This is a genomic window from Microbulbifer mixtoriginis (SeqCode), from assembly GCF_052466765.1.
On the sequence record NZ_CP174289.1, the window covers coordinates 2,259,306 to 2,277,455 of the forward strand.

Below are 18,150 nucleotides of genomic sequence, written 5' to 3' on the forward strand. Positions count from 1 at the left end.
GATTTGACGTTATCAGCTTTATCTATAGATGCGGGAATATGGAAAATGGTTAAATGCTAAGAAATTAGCAACTAGAGCGCCTCTTGGGACGCCCTATGGAAGGACAACTAAAATAAAGTAGGACCAGTAATTATTCAAAACCTAATTTGGACCAGATTTCATCGACTCTCTGGACCACCTGTGGATCTTTCTCGATAGGATTACCCCACTCTCTATTGGTTTCTCCCTGCCATTTATTAGTAGCATCAAAACCAATCTTCGAACCCAAGCCAGAAACTGGTGAGGCAAAATCCAGATAATCAATCGGGGTGTTTTCCACCATCACCGTATCACGCGCGGGGTCCATACGGGTTGTCATAGCCCAAATTACATCTTTCCAATCTCTTGCATTCACATCATCATCGGTAACGATAACAAACTTGGTATACATAAACTGGCGCAGGAAAGACCAGACTCCCATCATTACCCTTTTGGCATGTCCGGGATACTGCTTTTTCATAGTTACTACAGCTAGCCGATAGGAGCAGCCTTCAGGTGGCAGGTAAAAATCGACAATTTCAGGAAATTGTTTCTGCAAAATAGGCACAAATACTTCATTGAGCGCCTCGCCCAGGATCGCGGGTTCATCCGGCGGACGGCCAGTGTAAGTACTGTGATATATGGGGTTTTTCCGGTGGGTGATTTTCTCCACGGTAAACACCGGGAAACGGTCCACCTCATTGTAATAGCCCGTATGATCCCCATAGGGGCCTTCATCGGCCATGTCATCGGGGTAGATAAAACCTTCCAACACATACTCAGCACTGGCGGGAACCTGCAGATCACTGAGCAATGCACCAGTTACTTCGGTTTTATCTCCACGCAATAGCCCGGCAAAGGCGTATTCCGACAGGCTATCCGGTACCGGGGTCACTGCTCCCAGTATTGTGGCCGGATCTGCACCAAGTGCTACAGCTACAGGATAGGGTTCCCCGGGGTGCTTCCGGCACCAATCACGGTAATCCAACGCACCTCCCCGGTGGCTGAGCCAACGCATTATCAGTCGGTTTTTACCGATTAACTGCATGCGATAAATACCCAGGTTTTGGCGCTTCTTCTCTGGCCCACGAGTGATCACCAATGGCCAGGTTACCAATGGAGCCGCATCTCCCGGCCAGCAGGTCTGAATTGGCAATTTGGTGAGGTCTAATTGAGCTTTATCTACTACCACCTGCTGACAGGCTGCACCCTTGACCACCTTCGGCCCCATATTGAGCACTTGCTTGAAAACCGGCAGTTTTTCCCAGGCATCGCGCAAATTCTCAGGCGGTTGAGGTTCCTTGAGGAAGGCGAGTAATTCACCCACCTCACGTAGGTCATCAATGCTCTCACGCCCCATCCCAAGCGCTACTCGCTCAGTGGTGCCAAACAGATTGGCGAGCACCGGCGTATCAAAACCGATAGGATTTTCAAAAAGTAATGCAGGACCTCCCGAGCGCAGAACGCGATCAGAGATTTCTGTCATTTCCAGATTGGGGTCTACAGGGAATTTAATCCGTTTGAGCTGGCCACGCTTTTCCAACAATTGGATAAAATCACGCAGGTCTTTGTATTTCATGGGCTGCCGGTCAAGAAGAAAAATCCAGCGCGCAGTGTAAAACAGAAATTACAAAATGGGGAACAGCCCCCAGGATAGGGTGCCAATTGAGAAAAGGAAGAAACGACCCGCAAACAAAATGCTGCGGGTCGCAAAAAACTTAAGCTAGCCGTAGCTTAGAAGCGAGGGCGACGCGGACGATCTTCGCGAGGCTTAGCTTCGTTCACGCGGATGTTACGGCCAGACAGAGGCTGGTCGTTCATCTCTTCGATCGCTTTGCGCGCTTCGTCGTCGTTAGGCATTTCTACGAAACCGAAGCCCTTAGAGCGGCCAGTCTCACGGTCAGTAATAACAGTAGCCCGAGAGATTTCTCCGAATGCGCCGAAAGCTTCGTGCAGGTCGTCAGAGGTTACCGCGTAGGCCAGATTTCCAATATAGATATTCACAAAAGGTTCTCACTAGATGTGTGGGCTGTCGTGCAGTCACAAATGAATAACCAGCTCCACCAGATTATCCATTTGAGATTGGCCCTTTGCGGGGTTATCCCTGGGCCAATTCGGTCGGGCGCCAAACTATAAATTTCATACCCAGCGCCACGATGTGGAACTTTATATGCCTTATAGCTCGCCTTTTCAACATTAATTCGCGCAAATAATCACTTTGTGCAAACCAGAATATAAAAGGCGCCGATATGGGCGCCTTTTATATAAAAAAATTATTTCCGTTTCATGGACAGGAAGAATTCGTCATTTGTCTTGAAGTCTTTCAGCTTGTCCACCAGGAATTCAGTTGAGGCTACATCTTCCATATCATGTAGTAACTTGCGCAGGATCCATACCCGCTGCAGCTCGCCCTCAGGCATCAGCAGCTCTTCTCGACGTGTTCCCGAGCGTCGAACATTAATTGCCGGATAAACACGTTTTTCCGCGATCTTACGATCCAACTGCAACTCCATATTACCCGTGCCTTTAAACTCCTCGAAAATCACCTCGTCCATCTTCGAGCCAGTATCAATCAGTGCAGTAGCAATAATAGACAGACTTCCGCCTTCTTCAATATTCCGTGCGGCGCCGAAGAAACGCTTAGGTCTCTCGAGGGCGTGGGCATCCACACCACCAGTCAATACCTTACCGGAACTGGGTACCGTGGTGTTATAGGCACGCGCCAGACGGGTAATAGAGTCCAACAGGATGACCACGTCTTTCTTGTGCTCTACCAGGCGCTTGGCCTTTTCGATAACCATCTCGGCAACCTGTACGTGACGTGCCGGAGGCTCATCAAATGTAGAGGCAACCACTTCTCCGCGCACCGAGCGCTGCATTTCGGTAACTTCTTCCGGGCGCTCATCGATCAGCAGGACAATAAGGTGGCACTCCGGATTGTTGCGCGTGATAGCCTGAGCCATATTCTGCAACATAATCGTTTTACCGGCTTTTGGCGGCGCCACGATCAAACCCCTCTGGCCCTTACCAATCGGCGCAACCAGATCAATAATGCGGCCAATCAGGTCTTCGGAAGAGCCATTTCCACATTCCAGGGTTAAGCGATCGTTGGGGAAAAGCGGGGTGAGGTTTTCAAAAAGAATCTTATTGCGGGCATTTTCCGGTTTATCGAAATTAATTTCGTTAACCTTTAATAGAGCGAAATATCTCTCACCCTCTTTTGGTGGGCGAATTTTTCCGGAAATTGAGTCACCCGTGCGCAAATTAAATCGACGAATTTGGCTGGGGGAAACATAGATATCATCCGGACCCGCAAGATAGGAGGAATCAGCGGAACGCAAAAATCCAAAACCATCCTGAAGGATTTCCAATACGCCATCACCGTAAATATCTTCACCGCTTTTGGCGTGGCGTTTGAGAATATTAAAAATAATATCCTGTTTACGCGACCGGGCCAGGTTTTCCAGGCCCATGCCTTTGGCTATTTCAATCAACTCTTCAATGGGTTTGGTTTTTAATTCGGAGAGATTCATACCAATTGCTTATTAAGGTTTCTGTTGTCATTGGCGCGGACACGCCGGAAATAATTTGAGGAGGGGTTTGAAAATCAGAGATTTGCTCGTTTATTTGCCCGGTACTCCAGGACTCCATGCCTTTCAAAAGCGTAATACTCATTGGCTTTAGCTTTCCAACACTAAACGTTATAGGGAAAGCCGTCTCAATTAAGCTCAATTCGAGGAATAAATACGCCGGGAATAGTCAGGGACCTATGGGGGGGCGTTTTCTTCAGCTGGTCGTCACTGGATTCACAGCTGACTGAACTATTACAGAATTACAGCCAGTATAACGGGTGTTTCCCATCCTGCAAAGAAATTTGCCTTCTTTGCAGGATGAATTAACCGGGATTAAAGCTGGCTATCGATAAACTCGGTCAACTGGGCGCGAGACAGGGCGCCAACCTTAGTGCCTTCCACATTGCCACCTTTAAACAGCAGCAGGGTAGGAATACCGCGTACATTGTACTTTGCCGGGGTTTCTTTGTTGGCATCCACGTCAACTTTGACGATTTTCAATTTTTCGCCATAGTGACCAGAGAGGTCTTCCAGGACCGGAGCGATCATTTTGCACGGACCGCACCATTGCGCCCAGAAGTCCACCAGCACCGGACCTTCAGCCTTGAGAACCTCGGCTTCAAACTCAGCGTCGGTTACGTTGATGATTGCGTGCTCGCTCATAATGCTTTCCTGTTCTTTAGTTACTCGATGCGGGGACACCGCAGGCGCATCATCTCACGATGCCGGCTGTGGTAATACAGCTGTATTGCGCCGATCAGCCCAGAGTTTGGGGCATTAATTCCGTTTTCAAGCCCTGCTCAGATATCAGGCCTGCTCCAAAAACCGCTGAAGAATTTCATCAAGATAGTCAAAGCCAAAGGCACTGGCAGCAATACGGCGCTCCAGCGGCTGTACCAGATCCATAGCCATCAGCCCCGGCCAATGTCGCTGCAGAGCCTCCAATGATAGGCCGGTATAGCGCTCAAAAGTATCTACCGGTACACCCTCGACCAGGCGCAGGGCGTTCATCAAGAACTCAAGGGGCAAATCGCTGGACTCTATTGAATCAATATGGGGCTCAGCCAGTGCGCGCTGCAACAACTCCCCCCCCTGGGGTGCAATCGATAGGTAGTCTCTTGGAGTTCGCGTACGGCGACTGCGCAATATCTTCCCTTCTGCGGGCAAGCTGACCTTGCCGTGGGCTCCGGCACCAATACCCAGGTAATCGCCAAAGCCCCAATAGTTGAGGTTGTGGCGCGACTCCAGCCCCCTGCCACTGTAGGCGGACACCTCGTAGCGAAAGTATCCCTCCGAGGCAAGGAACTCGCGCCCGTGGCTCTGCATACTGGCGATCAGCTGTGAACCCGGTGTCGAGGGGGGAGCGCTGTAGAACGCTGTATTGGGCTCAATGGTTAATTGGTACCAGGAGATATGTTCAGGCGCCAGGGAGACAGCGCACTGCAGGTCTTCCAGAGCCTCAGCCTCTGTCTGTCCAGGCAGGCCATGCATCAGATCGAGATTGATATTATCGAAGCCGGCCTTCCGCGCCATCCCTAGGGCCTCACTGGCCTCTTCACCGCTGTGGATACGGCCCAGATTGTGCAACTGGCTACTGCTAAAACTCTGCACGCCAATCGAGAGTCTATTAACCCCTGCGGCCCGATAGCCGGTGAATTTAGCCTGCTCGAAAGTACCCGGATTGGCTTCCAAAGTTATTTCAATATTCTCACTGAAGCCAACCAGCTCCTCAGCCATTATCAGGATCTGGCCGATTGCTTCGGGAGAAAACAGGCTCGGGGTACCACCACCAAAGAAAATCGAGCGCAGCTTGCGTCCCTGCACCCAAGGCAGCTGGCTGATCAAATCACGGCGCAGTTGCGCCACATAGTCCGCCTGTGGGAGAGCATACTCCGTATCCGTATGATCTCTGCTCGCCTGGTGGGAGTTGAAATCACAGTAGGGACATTTGCGCACACACCAGGGGATATGTACGTAAAGGCTAAGCGGCGGTAACTGCAAACTATGGTTTCTATCCTGCAAGATCGGTACCCAGCATAGTTTCCTGCCACATCGTTTCAAATGCCACCACTGCCTGGGCGCGGTGGCTAATGCGGTTTTTCAGCTCTCTCGGCATCTGCGCAGAGGTCATCCCTTCCGCATCCACAAAGAACAGGGGGTCGTAGCCAAAGCCCTGCTCACCGGCAGGCTCAGTGAGTATACGGCCACGCCACTGGGCACTACATACTAGGGGGACAGGGTCATCAAAACTGCGTACAAAGGCTAGTGCACAATGAAAACTGGCACCACGACGCACCTCTTCGATCCCTTGCAAGGCCTCAAGCAGCTTGTTGTTATTGCGTGCATCCGTAGCACCCTCGCCGGAATATCGCGCCGAATAGATTCCCGGCGCACCACCGAGCACATCCACTGCCAACCCAGAGTCATCGGCTAGCGCCGGGAGGCCGCTAATCCGGCTGGCGTGACGTGCTTTAATCAGGGCATTTTCAATAAAGCTGAGCCCGGTCTCCTCTGCATCACTCACACCGAATTCAGACTGTGGCAGAACCTCGATGTCCCAGCTGTTGAAGAGTTGGGAAAATTCTCGCAATTTGCCGGCGTTACCGCTGGCCAAAACAATTCTTTTTAACATGCTGTATCAAATAAAAAACGGGCTCTGGGCCCGCAAAGGATTCAGTTTAATTGAGAAGTCTTTCTTGATCACACAGCTTGCAGCCGTATAAACAGAGAGAATCGCTCACTCAGATCATTCACCATTGCCGCTAGAGCTTGCGACGGAAGGAAATTGTCTGTTTCTTGCCATTGGGCAGGGTCACATCCACATTGAAGGTGAGAGTTTCCTCTTTTTCAAAGCGCAAGGGTGCCAAATAGTAAACCGCGTCGCCTTCCCGAATTTCTTTAAACTTCAGCGGTCTCGACTGCTGAATCAGGTTTGTCGCATTGCCGGACATCTCCGCACTGAGGCCCTTGGTACCACCATCTTTTTTCACCACAGAGACATTCACGTAGGCGCGGTCTTTAGCCCTCACCAGTTGGTACTGCTGGGCGATATCCGGCTGGATAAAGTCACTGTTGAACACCGAGAAAATCACCCGGTAATCTCCGAAGTCCTCATAATTCTTAATAACACGGGCTTGTTGTGCCATGGCACTAGCGGTCAGGAAGAGCAGCGTAAGAGCGGCAGCGACATTAAAGATGCGGTTCACGGGTCACCTCCAATTGTTATGAGCGCCCTTTCAACTGAATAACCGGGCAGACCCGGCGGTTTGGCCAGATCGATAACCACCCATATCAGCAGTTTGCCCCAGAGACCCGGAACAAAAACTTGGCGCAAATATTAGTTTAGCGAGTCAGGTGGTATATCGCGGTCTCACCGAATAAATTTGGCAAAAAGTCTTTAAAGACCACCCCTAATTTCGACTCAGATACTACCTGGCGGTGCAAAATAGTCCAATCGTTCTGCCCGCACAGCACCTCGAAGTCTCGAAAAGTACAAAAATGAATATTGGGTGTGTCATACCATTCAAATGGTAATAAATCGGAAACCGGCATACGCCCAGAAAAAGCCAGGTGCCAGCGGGCCTTCCACTGGCCAAAGTTGGGGAAGGTGATAATACAGTCGTGCCCAACTCGTAACATTTCACCCACCACCAGATGCGGGTGCCTCAACGTTTGCAGGGCCTGGGTCATTACCACGGTATCGAAACTGGCATCGGCGAAATTGGTAAGCCCCGCATCGAGGTTTTGCTCGACGACATTGACCCCACGCTGCACACAGCAGTGTATCTGCTGCGCATCTATTTCCAGTCCGTAACCGACAACGTCTTTGTTCTTCTGCAACTGTTCCAGCAGTTCACCATCACCACAGCCCAGATCGAGTACTCGGCTTGCGGGTGCTATCCAGTCTTGGATTACATTGAGATCTATACGCATACGGGCTGCCCTGCTTTGTGCTCCAGCGCTACACGCTGCATGTAGGCACGAAAGACGCCCTCGTAGCGCTTATTTGGCAACAGGAAGGCATCGTGTCCCATGGCGGACTCTATTTCTGCATAACTCACCGCTTGATTGGCGTGCATCAACGCATCGGCGATTTCCCGCGAGCGGCTGGGGGCGAAGCGCCAGTCCGAAGTGAAGGAGATCAACAGGAAGCGGCAACGCGCATGGGCAAAAGCCGCTACCGGGTCGTCGTTGTACTCCCGTGCGAGATCAAAAATATCCAGCGCTCGTGTCATAAGGATGTAGGTATTTGGATCGAAACTGCTGGAAAAGCTATCACCCTGGTAACGCAAATAACTCTGAATCTGGAACTCCACCTCTTCGTCAACGCCCTGCTGGAAGCTGCCGGAACGCAGTTCACGACCAAATTTATGCGCCAAACCATCATCGGAAAGATAGGTAATGTGGCCAATCATGCGCGCGACAGCCAAACCTCCACGAGGCAGTTTCCCCTCCTCCAGATAGCGCCCTGCACAGAAATCCGGATCCGAGGTTATCGCCTGACGTGCGGTCTCATTGAAAGCAATATTCTGCGCCGAGAGTTTCAACGCAGAAGCAATCACCACGCAATGGCGCAAGCGTTCCGGGTACTCCAGAGACCAACGCATGGCCTGCATTCCCCCCAGGCTGCCACCAATCACTGCGGCCCACTGCTCTATGCCAAGAATATCTGCCAAGCGCGCCTGGCTGTGTACCCAATCGCGCACTCGCAAGGAGGGAAAATCCGGGCCCCAGGGTTTACCCGTGGCGGGATTGATAGAGACGGGTCCGGTAGAACCATGGCAGCCGCCCAAGTTATTGACCGCCACCACAAAAAACCTATTGGTATCGATGGGCTTGCCGGGACCGATATAGTGGTCCCACCACCCTGGGCGCTTGTCCTCGGGGCTGTGTCTGCCCGCAGCATGGTGGTGACCGGATAACGCATGGCAAATCAACACCGCGTTACTTTTATCGGCATTCATTACGCCATAGGTTTCATAGACTAAGGTGTAGTCCTGTAAAACACGCCCGCAGGCCAACTGCAGAGGTTCACAAAACTTATGGCTCTTTGCTGTTACAAGACCTACAGAGCCGTGATCTGCTGTAGTGGGTGCCTCGCGGGAGGGGCTGGAGTTTTCCGTGGACAAAGTAATTATATCTGTCGGGTTATTTGGCGGTTGGTTATTGTCACTGCAGCAAGTGTACGGGAGTGCTGCAACTTATGACAATTAGCAACCGCCGGCGAGAGTGTTAAGTCGTCAGAGCTGGTTTCAGTGGGGTGACATTGTGCACGCGCGGCGCTGGCGCCAAAGGCTGTGGTGCCGAAGTACTGTAGCGCAGCAAGTCCTCCAGTGCGGACAGGGCCCGATCATTGCGCAGTACCTCATCCTCTAGGGTACGCAAATCGGTGTGCCGACTTCGGGTTTTCTGCTTCAGCTCGGTCAATTTGATCAAGTGCCGATTCAGAAGATGTTTTTGGTATTGCGTATGTTGCTTGAGTGGTTCCAGCGCCTGCTCAAGCCAGTTTTCTGCCGCGGCACCCATTTCGCTATAAAGGCGCCCTACCTCACTGGCCAGGGTCGTAACAAAACGCTCGCTCAAACGGTTGCGCCGCGCCAGTAAAAGCTGTGGGGAGCGTCGCAGCTGGGCCGCCTGGCGGTGTAGGCCGCGCAGGGTGATACGGAATTGGCGAATGGTGAAGTACTGTTCGGCACTGTCCACCTTCTTCAGGCTGGAACGCTCAAAAATCGCATCCAACAGTCGATTCGCCTGATCCACTTCCCGCTCTAAGGTGGCTAACTGGCAATCGACTCCCTCCATAAAGGTATCGATGGCCTTGGCAAGTCCCATGGGTGTCCAACGCTTATGCAGCGCCTTACTGGTTTCATCAACCAACCGTTGCAGCTGCTGTATGGTAATAGGCGCGAGTAGGGCCGTACTCTGCCGCATTAGCATGCGCTGGCTGGACTTTAGGGTGAGTAACTCCTGATGGCAGAGCTTATGTTGCTCACGCACAGTCTGCTGCAACTGGCCCAACTCGGTCAGTTGCTCCTCAGTGCTGGCACTATTGCGCTGCAAATGCATCAGCGCGGCACGGCCGCTGTTGAGCCGGCGCTTGAGCAGATCGCGGGTATCCGCCATCAACGTCAGGGCCTGGTGCAGAGAGCGGTGTTCCGCCACTTTTTGGCGGTGCTCCAGCAAACGTTGAACCAACAGCTTTTCAAAATCAGTAAAACAGCTGTTGCGCAAAAGTTCGACATCCTGCTGTTGACGCGCTAACAGGGCCATTTTTGCCGAGACTCCGGTGACACTCTCCTGTGGCAGGGACAGTAATTTTGCGACCTGAGAACGCATGCGCCGCAACAGTTGCTGCGCATCTTCATCTGGGTCATCCCAAAGCACATCCACTTTATTCAGCAGCGCCATAACCGGAGTGCCGCGATGTTCACGCAGAGGAGCCAGGTGGGTCTCCCACATATTCATATCAGTGCCACTGACACCGGCATCGGCGGCCAGCAGAAATGCGACGGCCTGGGCGCCAGGCAGTGTGCTCAGAGTCAGTTCCGGCTCATTGCCCAGAGCGTTGAGTCCCGGTGTGTCAATAATCCGCAGGCCTTGATCTAGCAGTGGATGTGGCAGGCAGATCAGCGCATAGCGCCAGGCGGGAATTTCCACCAAATTGCCTTTGTCATCCAGGTGGCGGCGATCGAAGCCATAACGCGCAGCCTCCTCCGGCAACACCGATTTGGTGGCGGCCACTTTTAGTAAAGCTTCGCGGGTCGCATCGGGATTATTGGCGTCGAACTCGTGCGTGACCCACTTCTGTGGAATTCGCCGGAAGCTCTCAAGGCTGGTATTGGTCGCCAGGGTCTCAATGGGCAACAGGCGCAGGCTGGCGCGCTCTCCGCCATCGCTAAAGATCTCCGTTGGGCACATGGTGGTGCGGCCGGGTTTGGAGGGTAGCAGCCGCTGACCGTAGGTCTGCGCCAAGAGGGCATTGATCAGCTCGGTTTTGCCACGGGAAAATTCCCCCACAAACACCAAGGTGAACTGATCATCGCTGAGAAGCGCACGGGCCTGTTGTACAACTTGGCAGGCGCCGGCAGAGTTGGGGAAATGCTGCTGTAACCACTGACTGAACTGGGCGAATTGTCGATCCAGATTCTTTTTCCAGCGGTCGTATTCAGAGATATGTTGGCGTAGGAGTGCGTCTTCCATTTCACAGTATTCTTGTAATTTATACTCTGCGGGCTACCGACCCAAAACACTCAAAGCTGAGTTGGTCCGGTAGCCGTTAGTATAAAAGTCTAACACCGCGCCAAATGCGATCCAGTGCGCGCGGTGGAAGAAAAGCGCACAGTAGTCAATTTAAAAACCGGGAATATGCCAGAAAAGGCTATAAACAAAGCGCGGCATATTGGCCATACTGGCAAAGCCTAATAGCAACTTATCCGCCACAGTAAGTAAAATAAACACGAAGATAGGGCTGATATCGATCACCCCCAAAGGCGGAATCAAGCGGCGTACCGGTGCGCAGAAGGGCTCTAGCAACTGGCGCAGTAGCATCAGTGCTGGGTGGCTGCTCTGCGGAGCGATCCAGCTGAACACAATGGAAATCAGCATTCCCACAAACACGACCGCGATCACGGTAGCGACACAGCCGATCAGAGACCACAGCAGTGCACTCAGGGGATTGAAAAGACCAAATCCGGCAAACGCACCGCAAACCAGTATCATCACTAGACCCACCAGCAAGGCCAGCACTACCGAGGCCATATCCACGCCGAAGAGACCCGGCACCACCTTGCGCAGGGGCAGTAGTAGCGGATTGGTAACTTTAACGATGCCCTGAGAAATCGGGTTATAGAAGTCTGCCCGGGCCAATTGCAGCAAAAAACGCATCAATACCGCAAATAGGTAGAGGATACCCAGGGTAGCCACCAGGAAAACACCGATGTTGCTGAAGGTACTTGTCATTGAAAATCCCTAAAGAGTGATCAACTCGCGGCGCAGCCTGCACCATTTATTGTGTTGATAAGTTTATTGGTCCAGTTCGCGAGCCATCTCTGCAGCGCGCTCGGCACAATCGCGCATGGCATCGGCCACCAACTGCGGCAGGCCGCCCTGCTCAAAGCGCTGCACAGCGCGCTCGGTGGTACCACCCGGCGACATCACATTGCGCTTCAACTGGGCTACATCTACATCACTGGTCATGGCCAGTTTGGCGGCGCCCAGGGCAGTTTGCAACACGAGGCGCTCGGCATCGGCGCGGGCAAAGCCACTGGCTGCGGAGGCGTCGATCATCGCCTCCATAAACTGAAAGAAGTACGCCGGCGCCGACCCTGCCACAGCGATCACTTGGTCGATGCCCTCTTCTTTATCCACCCATAGGGAGATACCTACTGCGTTGACTATGCGCGCAGTAATGGCGCGGTGCTCCGCAGTTACCGCCTCATCTGCAAACAACCCGGTCACCCCACTCTGCACTAGAGCCGGCGTATTGGGCATAGCGCGTACAATCGGCAGATGCTCCCCCAGCCAACGCTGGTAGGCGGCCAAGGGAATACCTGCGGCCAAAGTAATAATCAGCGGCTTGCGTCCTTTCAAGTGGGGGCGCAAATCCATGCACAGATCGCGCATCACCTGGGGTTTTACCGACAAAACGATAACATCCGCGCCATCGATTGCGACGATATTGTCACTGTGCACCACGGTATTGTGGCGCTTGGCAAACGCCTCAAGTTTGAGGGGATCACGCCCGGTAGCCACAATTCTATCGGCCGGGTATCCCGCCGCCAGCAGGCCACCGATTACCGCACCGGCCATATTTCCGGCACCGCCGATAAAAACAATTTTGGGATTTGTTGCAGTCACTTGGGTTACCTCGGCGAGCATTCGCCTCATTCTCTGTGAGTTTTACTGGCTGTTATACCCCGCAGGGATTCCGATAATATGTGGTCGCTCAATTCCAATAACAAGAGAAGCGCGCCCCAGCGCGCTAGCCAAGGAGAACACTATGTTGAAATGGCGCTATTTGGTGACCGCCGCAATGCTCAGCGCGGCTGCTGTTGCCCATGGAGTGGAGACCCGCACCGAGAACAATGGCCAGCTGCAGTTACAGGACATTCCCCCAATTCCAGCGAGCCTGGTGGAAGAGCTCGACCGCTACCAGAATGTGCGCTCAGCCAGTTTTCGCGGCTGGGATATGCAAGGCAGCGGTATGTATATCAGTACCCGCTTTGGCGAAGTAAACCAGCTGCACAAGGTAGAGCGCGCTGGAGGAGCCCGCCGCCAGCTGACTTTTTTTGACGAACCAATTGGGGAAGTACTTACCCGCCCCCAGCACCGACAGCTGGCCTACACCATGGACGCCGGCGGCAACGAATATGCGCAGATTTTCCTATTTGACAGTACCAACGGTAAGAGCAAGATGCTCAGCGATGGCGAATCTCGCAATGGTGCCATTCTTTGGAATAAGCAGGGCTCGGCCCTGGCTTACCAAAGCACCCGCCGCGATGGTAGGGCCAACGATATCTGGCTGACTATGATTGGCGACAAGAAAAATGAAGATCGCCTGATACTAAAATCGGAGGATGGTAGCTGGTGGGGACCCAGTGACTTCTCTCAATCCGGCAGCCAGCTACTGGTTCTGCAATATATTTCTTCCACCCGCTCTAAAGTTCACCTGTTGGACCTGGACAGCGGCGAAATAACATTGCTCTCCGGTGATGATGAAAAAGACTCTCGCAACTTTCCCGCCGGCTTTAGCTACGACGACCGCTCCATATACCTCGTTAGCGATAAAAATGGCGAGTTCACCCAACTGATCCGCAAAGATCTAGCCAGCGGCGATGAGAAAATTATTAGCGCCGGTATTCCCTGGGATATCAGCAGCTTTGTCCTTAGTGAGGACGGCCGCCGCGGTGCTTTCGTGTCCAACGAGAACGGCATGTCGGCACTGTACTTGTACGATCCGCGCAATGATCGCTACCGCAAAGTCGACACACTACCTATTGGTGTGATCGGCGGTATCGAGTTCAACCCCAGCGGAGACAAGTTAGCGTTATCACTGAACACCCCCAAAACCCCCACTGATACCTTTGTTTTGGATCTGGGCCGGCGCCCCCTATCCAGTGGCGATCTGAACCGCTGGACATTTAGTGAGGTGGGCGGCCTGGATACCGAGCAATTTATCGAGCCCAAGCTGGTGCACTACCCCACTTTCGATAAGGTAAATGGCGAGCCACGCAAGATTCCCGCCTTCGTCTACAAACCACGCGATATAAAGGCGCCTGTGCCGGTCATTATTTCCATTCACGGTGGCCCCGAAGCTCAGTACCGCCCACTGTTTTCCAGCAAGTACCAACTGTGGTTGAAGAAATTGGGGGCTGCAGTGATCGCTCCTAATGTGCGCGGCTCCGCCGGCTACGGAAAAAGTTACCTGGCCATGGACAACGGCTACAAGCGTGAAGATTCGGTGAAAGACATTGGCGCGCTATTGGACTGGATCGCCACCCAGCCGGACCTGGATGCCAAGCGGGTTGCCGTCTTCGGTGGTAGCTACGGCGGCTATATGGTACTGGCCAGCAGCGTTCACTATTCGGATCGTTTAAAAGCGGCTGTGGATATTGTCGGTATCTCCAATTTTGTCACCTTTCTCACCAATACCAAGAGTTATCGCCGGGACCTGCGCCGTGTGGAATACGGTGACGAGCGCGATCCGCAAATGCGCGAATTCCTGGAAGGTATCAGCCCTAACAACCATGTGGAGAAAATCCAGGTCCCCATGTTTGTGGTGCAGGGACAAAACGACCCTCGCGTCCCCGTCACAGAAGCGGAACAGATCGTGACGGCACTGCGAGCAAGCGGTAACCAGGTTTGGTACATGAATGCGTTAAATGAGGGGCACGGCTACCGTAAAAAGGAAAACAATGATGTCTTCACCCAGGCTACCGCATTGTTTTTTGCCGAACACTTGCTCGACGAAACACAGAAGGAAAAACTGACTTTAGTTGAGTAGTGCCAAAGGCTCTTATAAATCGTAATGCTTAATACACGGCCCAGTGGGCCGTTTAGTTTTTAAGGCCTTAAACTCAATGTTTCCACAACAGCGATCAGGTTGAGCGCTATGGCAAGTATCCATAACCAGTGCCGGCTCTCAGGCCACAGGGCCTGGGAGACGGTGCGGTCTAAGAAATTGGTGATCAGTGTGACCTTAGGTAGCGCAAAGGAAAGCAGGCAAAGAAAAGCCAGCCATTCCAAGGCCATCCAGGTCACCAGCAGGGTGTGCGCCATAGACAGGGAAATCACTGCGCATAGCGTCAACCCCAGCAATATCACTTCGAGAGTCCCTGAGCGTTTCATTGGTCTCTTACACTTTCCCCACGAACTCAGCCCTAGAACTTCGGGCAAGCGTTCGGATAAAAATAGGATCTTTCATTCAGAGTAATTGCGCGCGCCAAAAATATCTGTGCCGATGCGCACAATGGTCGCACCGCAGGCAATCGCCGCCTCCATATCGGCGGACATACCCATGGAAAGTGTATCCAGCTCCTCGTTGGGAAATAACTCTTGCAGAGAATGCAGCAGGCGCGCCATCTCTAAAAAAGGTTGGTGTTGCGCCTGTACTGTCTGTCGCGCCGCGGGGATCGCCATCAAACCACGCAGGCGCAGCCCCGGCAATTGCACTATTTCCCGCGCCAGTGCCTCCAAATCCTGTGGAGCTATGCCAGACTTGCTCTGCTCATTATCGATATTGACCTGCAGACAGATATTGAGGGGAGCCAAATTAGTTGGCCGCTGGGATGACAGACGCTGGGCGATCTTTAGACGATCCACCGTATGCATCCAATCAAAGTGCTCGGCTACCGCGCGAGACTTATTCGACTGCAATGGCCCGATAAAATGCCAATGGATATCCAGATCTTGTAGGGCATCCTGTTTTTCCAGGGCTTCCTGCAAATAGTTTTCGCCAAAGTGTCGCTGACCGGCCGCATAGGCGATACGCAAATCCTCCGCTGGGCGGGTCTTGGAAACCGCCAGCAGAGTGATTTCTGCAGGATCGCGATCGCAGTTGTTGCAGCAGGTCACAATCCGCTCACCTACTGCATTCAGGTTTTCGACGATTGTCGCTTTGCGCATATACTGAGGCCCTTACCGAAATGAGTGGCGATTTTACCTGAGCCCAAACAAGAACCATAAGGTAGCAGTATGGATATCACTGAACTCCTCGCCTTCAGCGCCAAACAAAACGCTTCGGATCTGCACCTCTCCGCAGGCCTTCCGCCGATGATCCGTGTGGATGGCGACGTGCGCCGTATCAACCTGCCAGCCATGGAACACAAGCAGGTGCACGGTTTGATCTACGAGATCATGAACGACAAGCAACGTAAGGACTACGAAGAATTTCTCGAGACCGACTTCTCTTTCGAGGTACCTGGTGTAGCCCGATTTCGTGTGAACGCCTTTAACCACAACCGCGGTGCCGGTGCCGTATTCCGGACCATTCCCTCCAAGGTTTTAACCATGGAGGATCTGGGCATGGGCCAAGTGTTCAAACAAATCTCCGATACTCCGCGCGGCCTGGTCTTGGTCACAGGGCCCACCGGCTCCGGTAAGTCCACCACCCTCGCCGCGATGATGGACTATATCAACGACAACAAATACGAGCATATCCTCACCATTGAGGACCCCATCGAATTCGTGCACGAATCCAAAAAATGCCTGGTGAACCAGCGCGAAGTGCATAGAGATACCCACGGCTTCGCGGAAGCATTGCGCTCGGCCCTGCGTGAAGACCCGGATATCATTCTGGTGGGTGAGATGCGTGACCTGGAAACTATTCGCCTGGCATTGACCGCAGCGGAAACCGGCCACTTGGTATTCGGCACCCTGCATACCACCTCCGCCGCCAAGACTATCGACCGGGTGGTGGATGTGTTCCCGGCACAGGAAAAAGCCATGGTGCGCTCCATGCTATCGGAATCTCTGCAAGCGGTAATCTCGCAGACACTGCTGAAGAAAAACGGCGGTGGCCGTGTCGCTGCCCACGAGATCATGCGCGGCACTCCCGCAATCCGCAACTTGATCCGCGAAGACAAAATCGCGCAGATGTACTCCGCCATCCAGACTGGTGCCAGCGTTGGTATGCAGACCATGGACCAGTGCCTGGAAGACCTGGTGGCGCGACGTATCGTCAGCCGCGAAGTCGCGCGGGAAAAAGCCAAGATGCCAGAAAACTTCTAAGCATTAACGGCCCCTCTTCAGTCAAAAAATAATACGCGGTAACAATCATGGATATAGAAAGACTCCTACAGCTGGTAGTAGAGAAAGGTGCATCGGATCTGTTTATCACCGCCGGCGTACCGCCTTCCATCAAACTGCACGGCCGCGTGGTGCCTTGCAGTAGCAGTGCCCTCACCCCAGAAAAAGCCCGCGAGCTAGTAGTGGGCACCATGAATGAGAAACAGCGCCGTGAGTTCGCCGAGAAGAAGGAATTAAACTTCGCCATTGCGGTACGCAACGTGGGCCGTTTCCGGGTGTCGGCTTTCTTCCAGCGCAACTTGGTGGGTATGGTGCTACGACGCATCGAAACAAAAATCCCCACCATTGACGGCCTCGGCCTGCCGGATGTACTCAAAGATCTGGCCATGACCAAGCGCGGGCTGATTATTTTTGTAGGTGCCACCGGTACCGGTAAGTCCACCTCCCTGGCCTCGATGATCGGCCACCGCAATGAGAACACCAAGGGTCATATCATCACCATTGAGGACCCAATCGAATTTATCCACCAGCACCGCGGCTGTATTGTGACCCAGCGCGAAGTGGGTCTGGATACCGACTCCTTTGAAATCGCCTTGAAGAACACTCTGCGTCAAGCGCCAGATGTCATCCTGATTGGTGAGGTGCGCTCCCGCGAAACGATGGAGCACGCCATTGCTTTCGCCGAAACTGGTCACCTGTGCCTGTGTACACTGCACGCCAACAATGCCAACCAAGCCCTCGACCGGATCATTCACTTCTTCCCGGCAGACCGTCACCAACAGCTGTTTATGGATCTGTCCCTGAACCTTAAGGCCATGGTTGCCCAGCAGCTGGTACCAACACCGGATGGCGATGGCCGCCGCGCCTGTCTGGAAATTATGATCAACACGCCGTTGATGTCAGACCTGGTGCGCAAAGGCCAGGTGCACAAGATGAAGGAGTTGATGAAACGCTCCGGCGAACAGGGCATGCAGACCTTCGACCAGGCGCTGTATGAACTCTACGATCGCGGCGAAATTACTTACGAGGACGCCCTCGCCCACGCCGACTCCGCCAACGACTTGCGCCTGATGATCAAGCTTAAGTCTGAATCCGATGCGGAGTATTTAAACAGCGCCGCCGGCGAGTTGAGTCTACAAAATGACTCTGAGTACGGCGATGGTGGGCCGCAACTTTACTAAGGTTACTACTTAGCTACCCAAGAACCGTTTACAGAAAAATCAACGCCCTAACACCTGTAAACGGTTCTCATGTGAAAAAACCGCTTTTAATTTCCCGATAAGTCCACAGCAAGCTGCGCTCAATAATTTACGAG

General features: G+C 53.1%; 17 protein-coding genes. 3 read left to right on the top strand and 14 right to left on the bottom strand.

Features of this window, described 5'->3' with window-relative positions:
* Positions 1–130: 130 nt before the first annotated feature.
* From ubiD to proC, 12 genes are all read right to left on the bottom strand, one after another.
* Positions 131–1,597: a 4-hydroxy-3-polyprenylbenzoate decarboxylase gene (ubiD, locus tag ACJJIV_RS09900; RefSeq protein ID WP_252084170.1), complete on the bottom strand. Its 1,467-nt coding sequence runs from the start codon at positions 1,595–1,597 to the stop codon at positions 131–133.
* A gap of 155 nt (positions 1,598–1,752) precedes the next feature.
* Positions 1,753–2,022 carry an RNA-binding regulator gene (rbp, locus tag ACJJIV_RS09905; RefSeq protein ID WP_020413665.1) on the bottom strand — a complete coding sequence of 90 codons (270 nt, stop codon included), beginning with the start codon at positions 2,020–2,022 and terminating at the stop codon, positions 1,753–1,755.
* A gap of 269 nt (positions 2,023–2,291) precedes the next feature.
* Positions 2,292–3,551 (bottom strand): transcription termination factor Rho, encoded by a 1,260-nt coding sequence (gene rho / locus ACJJIV_RS09910; RefSeq protein WP_108731406.1) that lies wholly within the window; start codon positions 3,549–3,551, stop codon positions 2,292–2,294.
* Between the two features lie 372 nt (positions 3,552–3,923).
* Entirely contained in the window at positions 3,924–4,253 is a 330-nt protein-coding gene (gene trxA / locus ACJJIV_RS09915) for a thioredoxin TrxA (protein WP_252084169.1), read from the bottom strand.
* Between the two features lie 144 nt (positions 4,254–4,397).
* Complete coding sequence (hemW, locus tag ACJJIV_RS09920) at positions 4,398–5,612, bottom strand: radical SAM family heme chaperone HemW (protein ID WP_444891576.1); 1,215 nt, start codon at positions 5,610–5,612, stop codon at positions 4,398–4,400.
* The gene (gene rdgB / locus ACJJIV_RS09925) at positions 5,602–6,222 is read right to left on the bottom strand and encodes an RdgB/HAM1 family non-canonical purine NTP pyrophosphatase (RefSeq protein ID WP_444891577.1); all 621 of its coding nucleotides are present in this window, start codon (positions 6,220–6,222) and stop codon (positions 5,602–5,604) included. The genes hemW and rdgB overlap by 11 nt, the downstream gene beginning before the upstream one ends.
* A gap of 130 nt (positions 6,223–6,352) precedes the next feature.
* On the bottom strand, positions 6,353–6,796 hold the full coding sequence (locus tag ACJJIV_RS09930; RefSeq protein ID WP_444883429.1) for a DUF4426 domain-containing protein: 444 nt from the start codon (positions 6,794–6,796) through the stop codon (positions 6,353–6,355).
* 136 nt (positions 6,797–6,932) lie between these two features.
* Positions 6,933–7,523 carry a methionine biosynthesis protein MetW gene (gene metW / locus ACJJIV_RS09935; protein ID WP_444891578.1) on the bottom strand — a complete coding sequence of 197 codons (591 nt, stop codon included), beginning with the start codon at positions 7,521–7,523 and terminating at the stop codon, positions 6,933–6,935.
* On the bottom strand, positions 7,514–8,719 hold the full coding sequence (gene metX, locus ACJJIV_RS09940) for a homoserine O-succinyltransferase MetX (RefSeq protein ID WP_444891579.1): 1,206 nt from the start codon (positions 8,717–8,719) through the stop codon (positions 7,514–7,516). The genes metW and metX overlap by 10 nt, the downstream gene beginning before the upstream one ends.
* Positions 8,720–8,822: 103 nt before the next feature.
* On the bottom strand, positions 8,823–10,790 hold the full coding sequence (locus ACJJIV_RS09945; protein ID WP_444891580.1) for a dynamin family protein: 1,968 nt from the start codon (positions 10,788–10,790) through the stop codon (positions 8,823–8,825).
* A 150-nt stretch (positions 10,791–10,940) separates the two neighbouring features.
* Positions 10,941–11,549, bottom strand: a complete 609-nt coding sequence (locus tag ACJJIV_RS09950; protein ID WP_252084163.1) for a YggT family protein — start codon at positions 11,547–11,549, stop codon at positions 10,941–10,943.
* A 63-nt stretch (positions 11,550–11,612) separates the two neighbouring features.
* The gene (gene proC, locus ACJJIV_RS09955) at positions 11,613–12,467 is read right to left on the bottom strand and encodes a pyrroline-5-carboxylate reductase (RefSeq protein ID WP_444891581.1); all 855 of its coding nucleotides are present in this window, start codon (positions 12,465–12,467) and stop codon (positions 11,613–11,615) included.
* A 121-nt stretch (positions 12,468–12,588) separates the two neighbouring features.
* On the opposite strand from proC, the gene ACJJIV_RS09960 reads away from it, so the two are divergent.
* On the top strand, positions 12,589–14,592 hold the full coding sequence (locus ACJJIV_RS09960; protein WP_444891582.1) for a S9 family peptidase: 2,004 nt from the start codon (positions 12,589–12,591) through the stop codon (positions 14,590–14,592).
* Between the two features lie 59 nt (positions 14,593–14,651).
* Here ACJJIV_RS09960 and ACJJIV_RS09965 read toward each other — a convergent pair whose 3' ends face one another.
* On the bottom strand, positions 14,652–14,936 hold the full coding sequence (locus ACJJIV_RS09965) for a hypothetical protein (RefSeq protein WP_252084160.1): 285 nt from the start codon (positions 14,934–14,936) through the stop codon (positions 14,652–14,654).
* Positions 14,937–15,008: 72 nt separating this feature from the next.
* Entirely contained in the window at positions 15,009–15,713 is a 705-nt protein-coding gene (locus ACJJIV_RS09970) for a YggS family pyridoxal phosphate-dependent enzyme (RefSeq protein ID WP_444891583.1), read from the bottom strand.
* A gap of 69 nt (positions 15,714–15,782) precedes the next feature.
* Here ACJJIV_RS09970 and ACJJIV_RS09975 point away from each other — a divergent pair, with 69 nt between their 5' ends.
* Together ACJJIV_RS09975 and ACJJIV_RS09980 are read left to right on the top strand one after the other, a co-directional pair.
* Complete coding sequence (locus ACJJIV_RS09975) at positions 15,783–16,817, top strand: type IV pilus twitching motility protein PilT (protein WP_252084158.1); 1,035 nt, start codon at positions 15,783–15,785, stop codon at positions 16,815–16,817.
* Positions 16,818–16,864: 47 nt separating this feature from the next.
* On the top strand, positions 16,865–18,016 hold the full coding sequence (locus ACJJIV_RS09980) for a PilT/PilU family type 4a pilus ATPase (protein WP_152450611.1): 1,152 nt from the start codon (positions 16,865–16,867) through the stop codon (positions 18,014–18,016).
* The last annotated feature ends 134 nt before the right edge of the window (positions 18,017–18,150 follow it).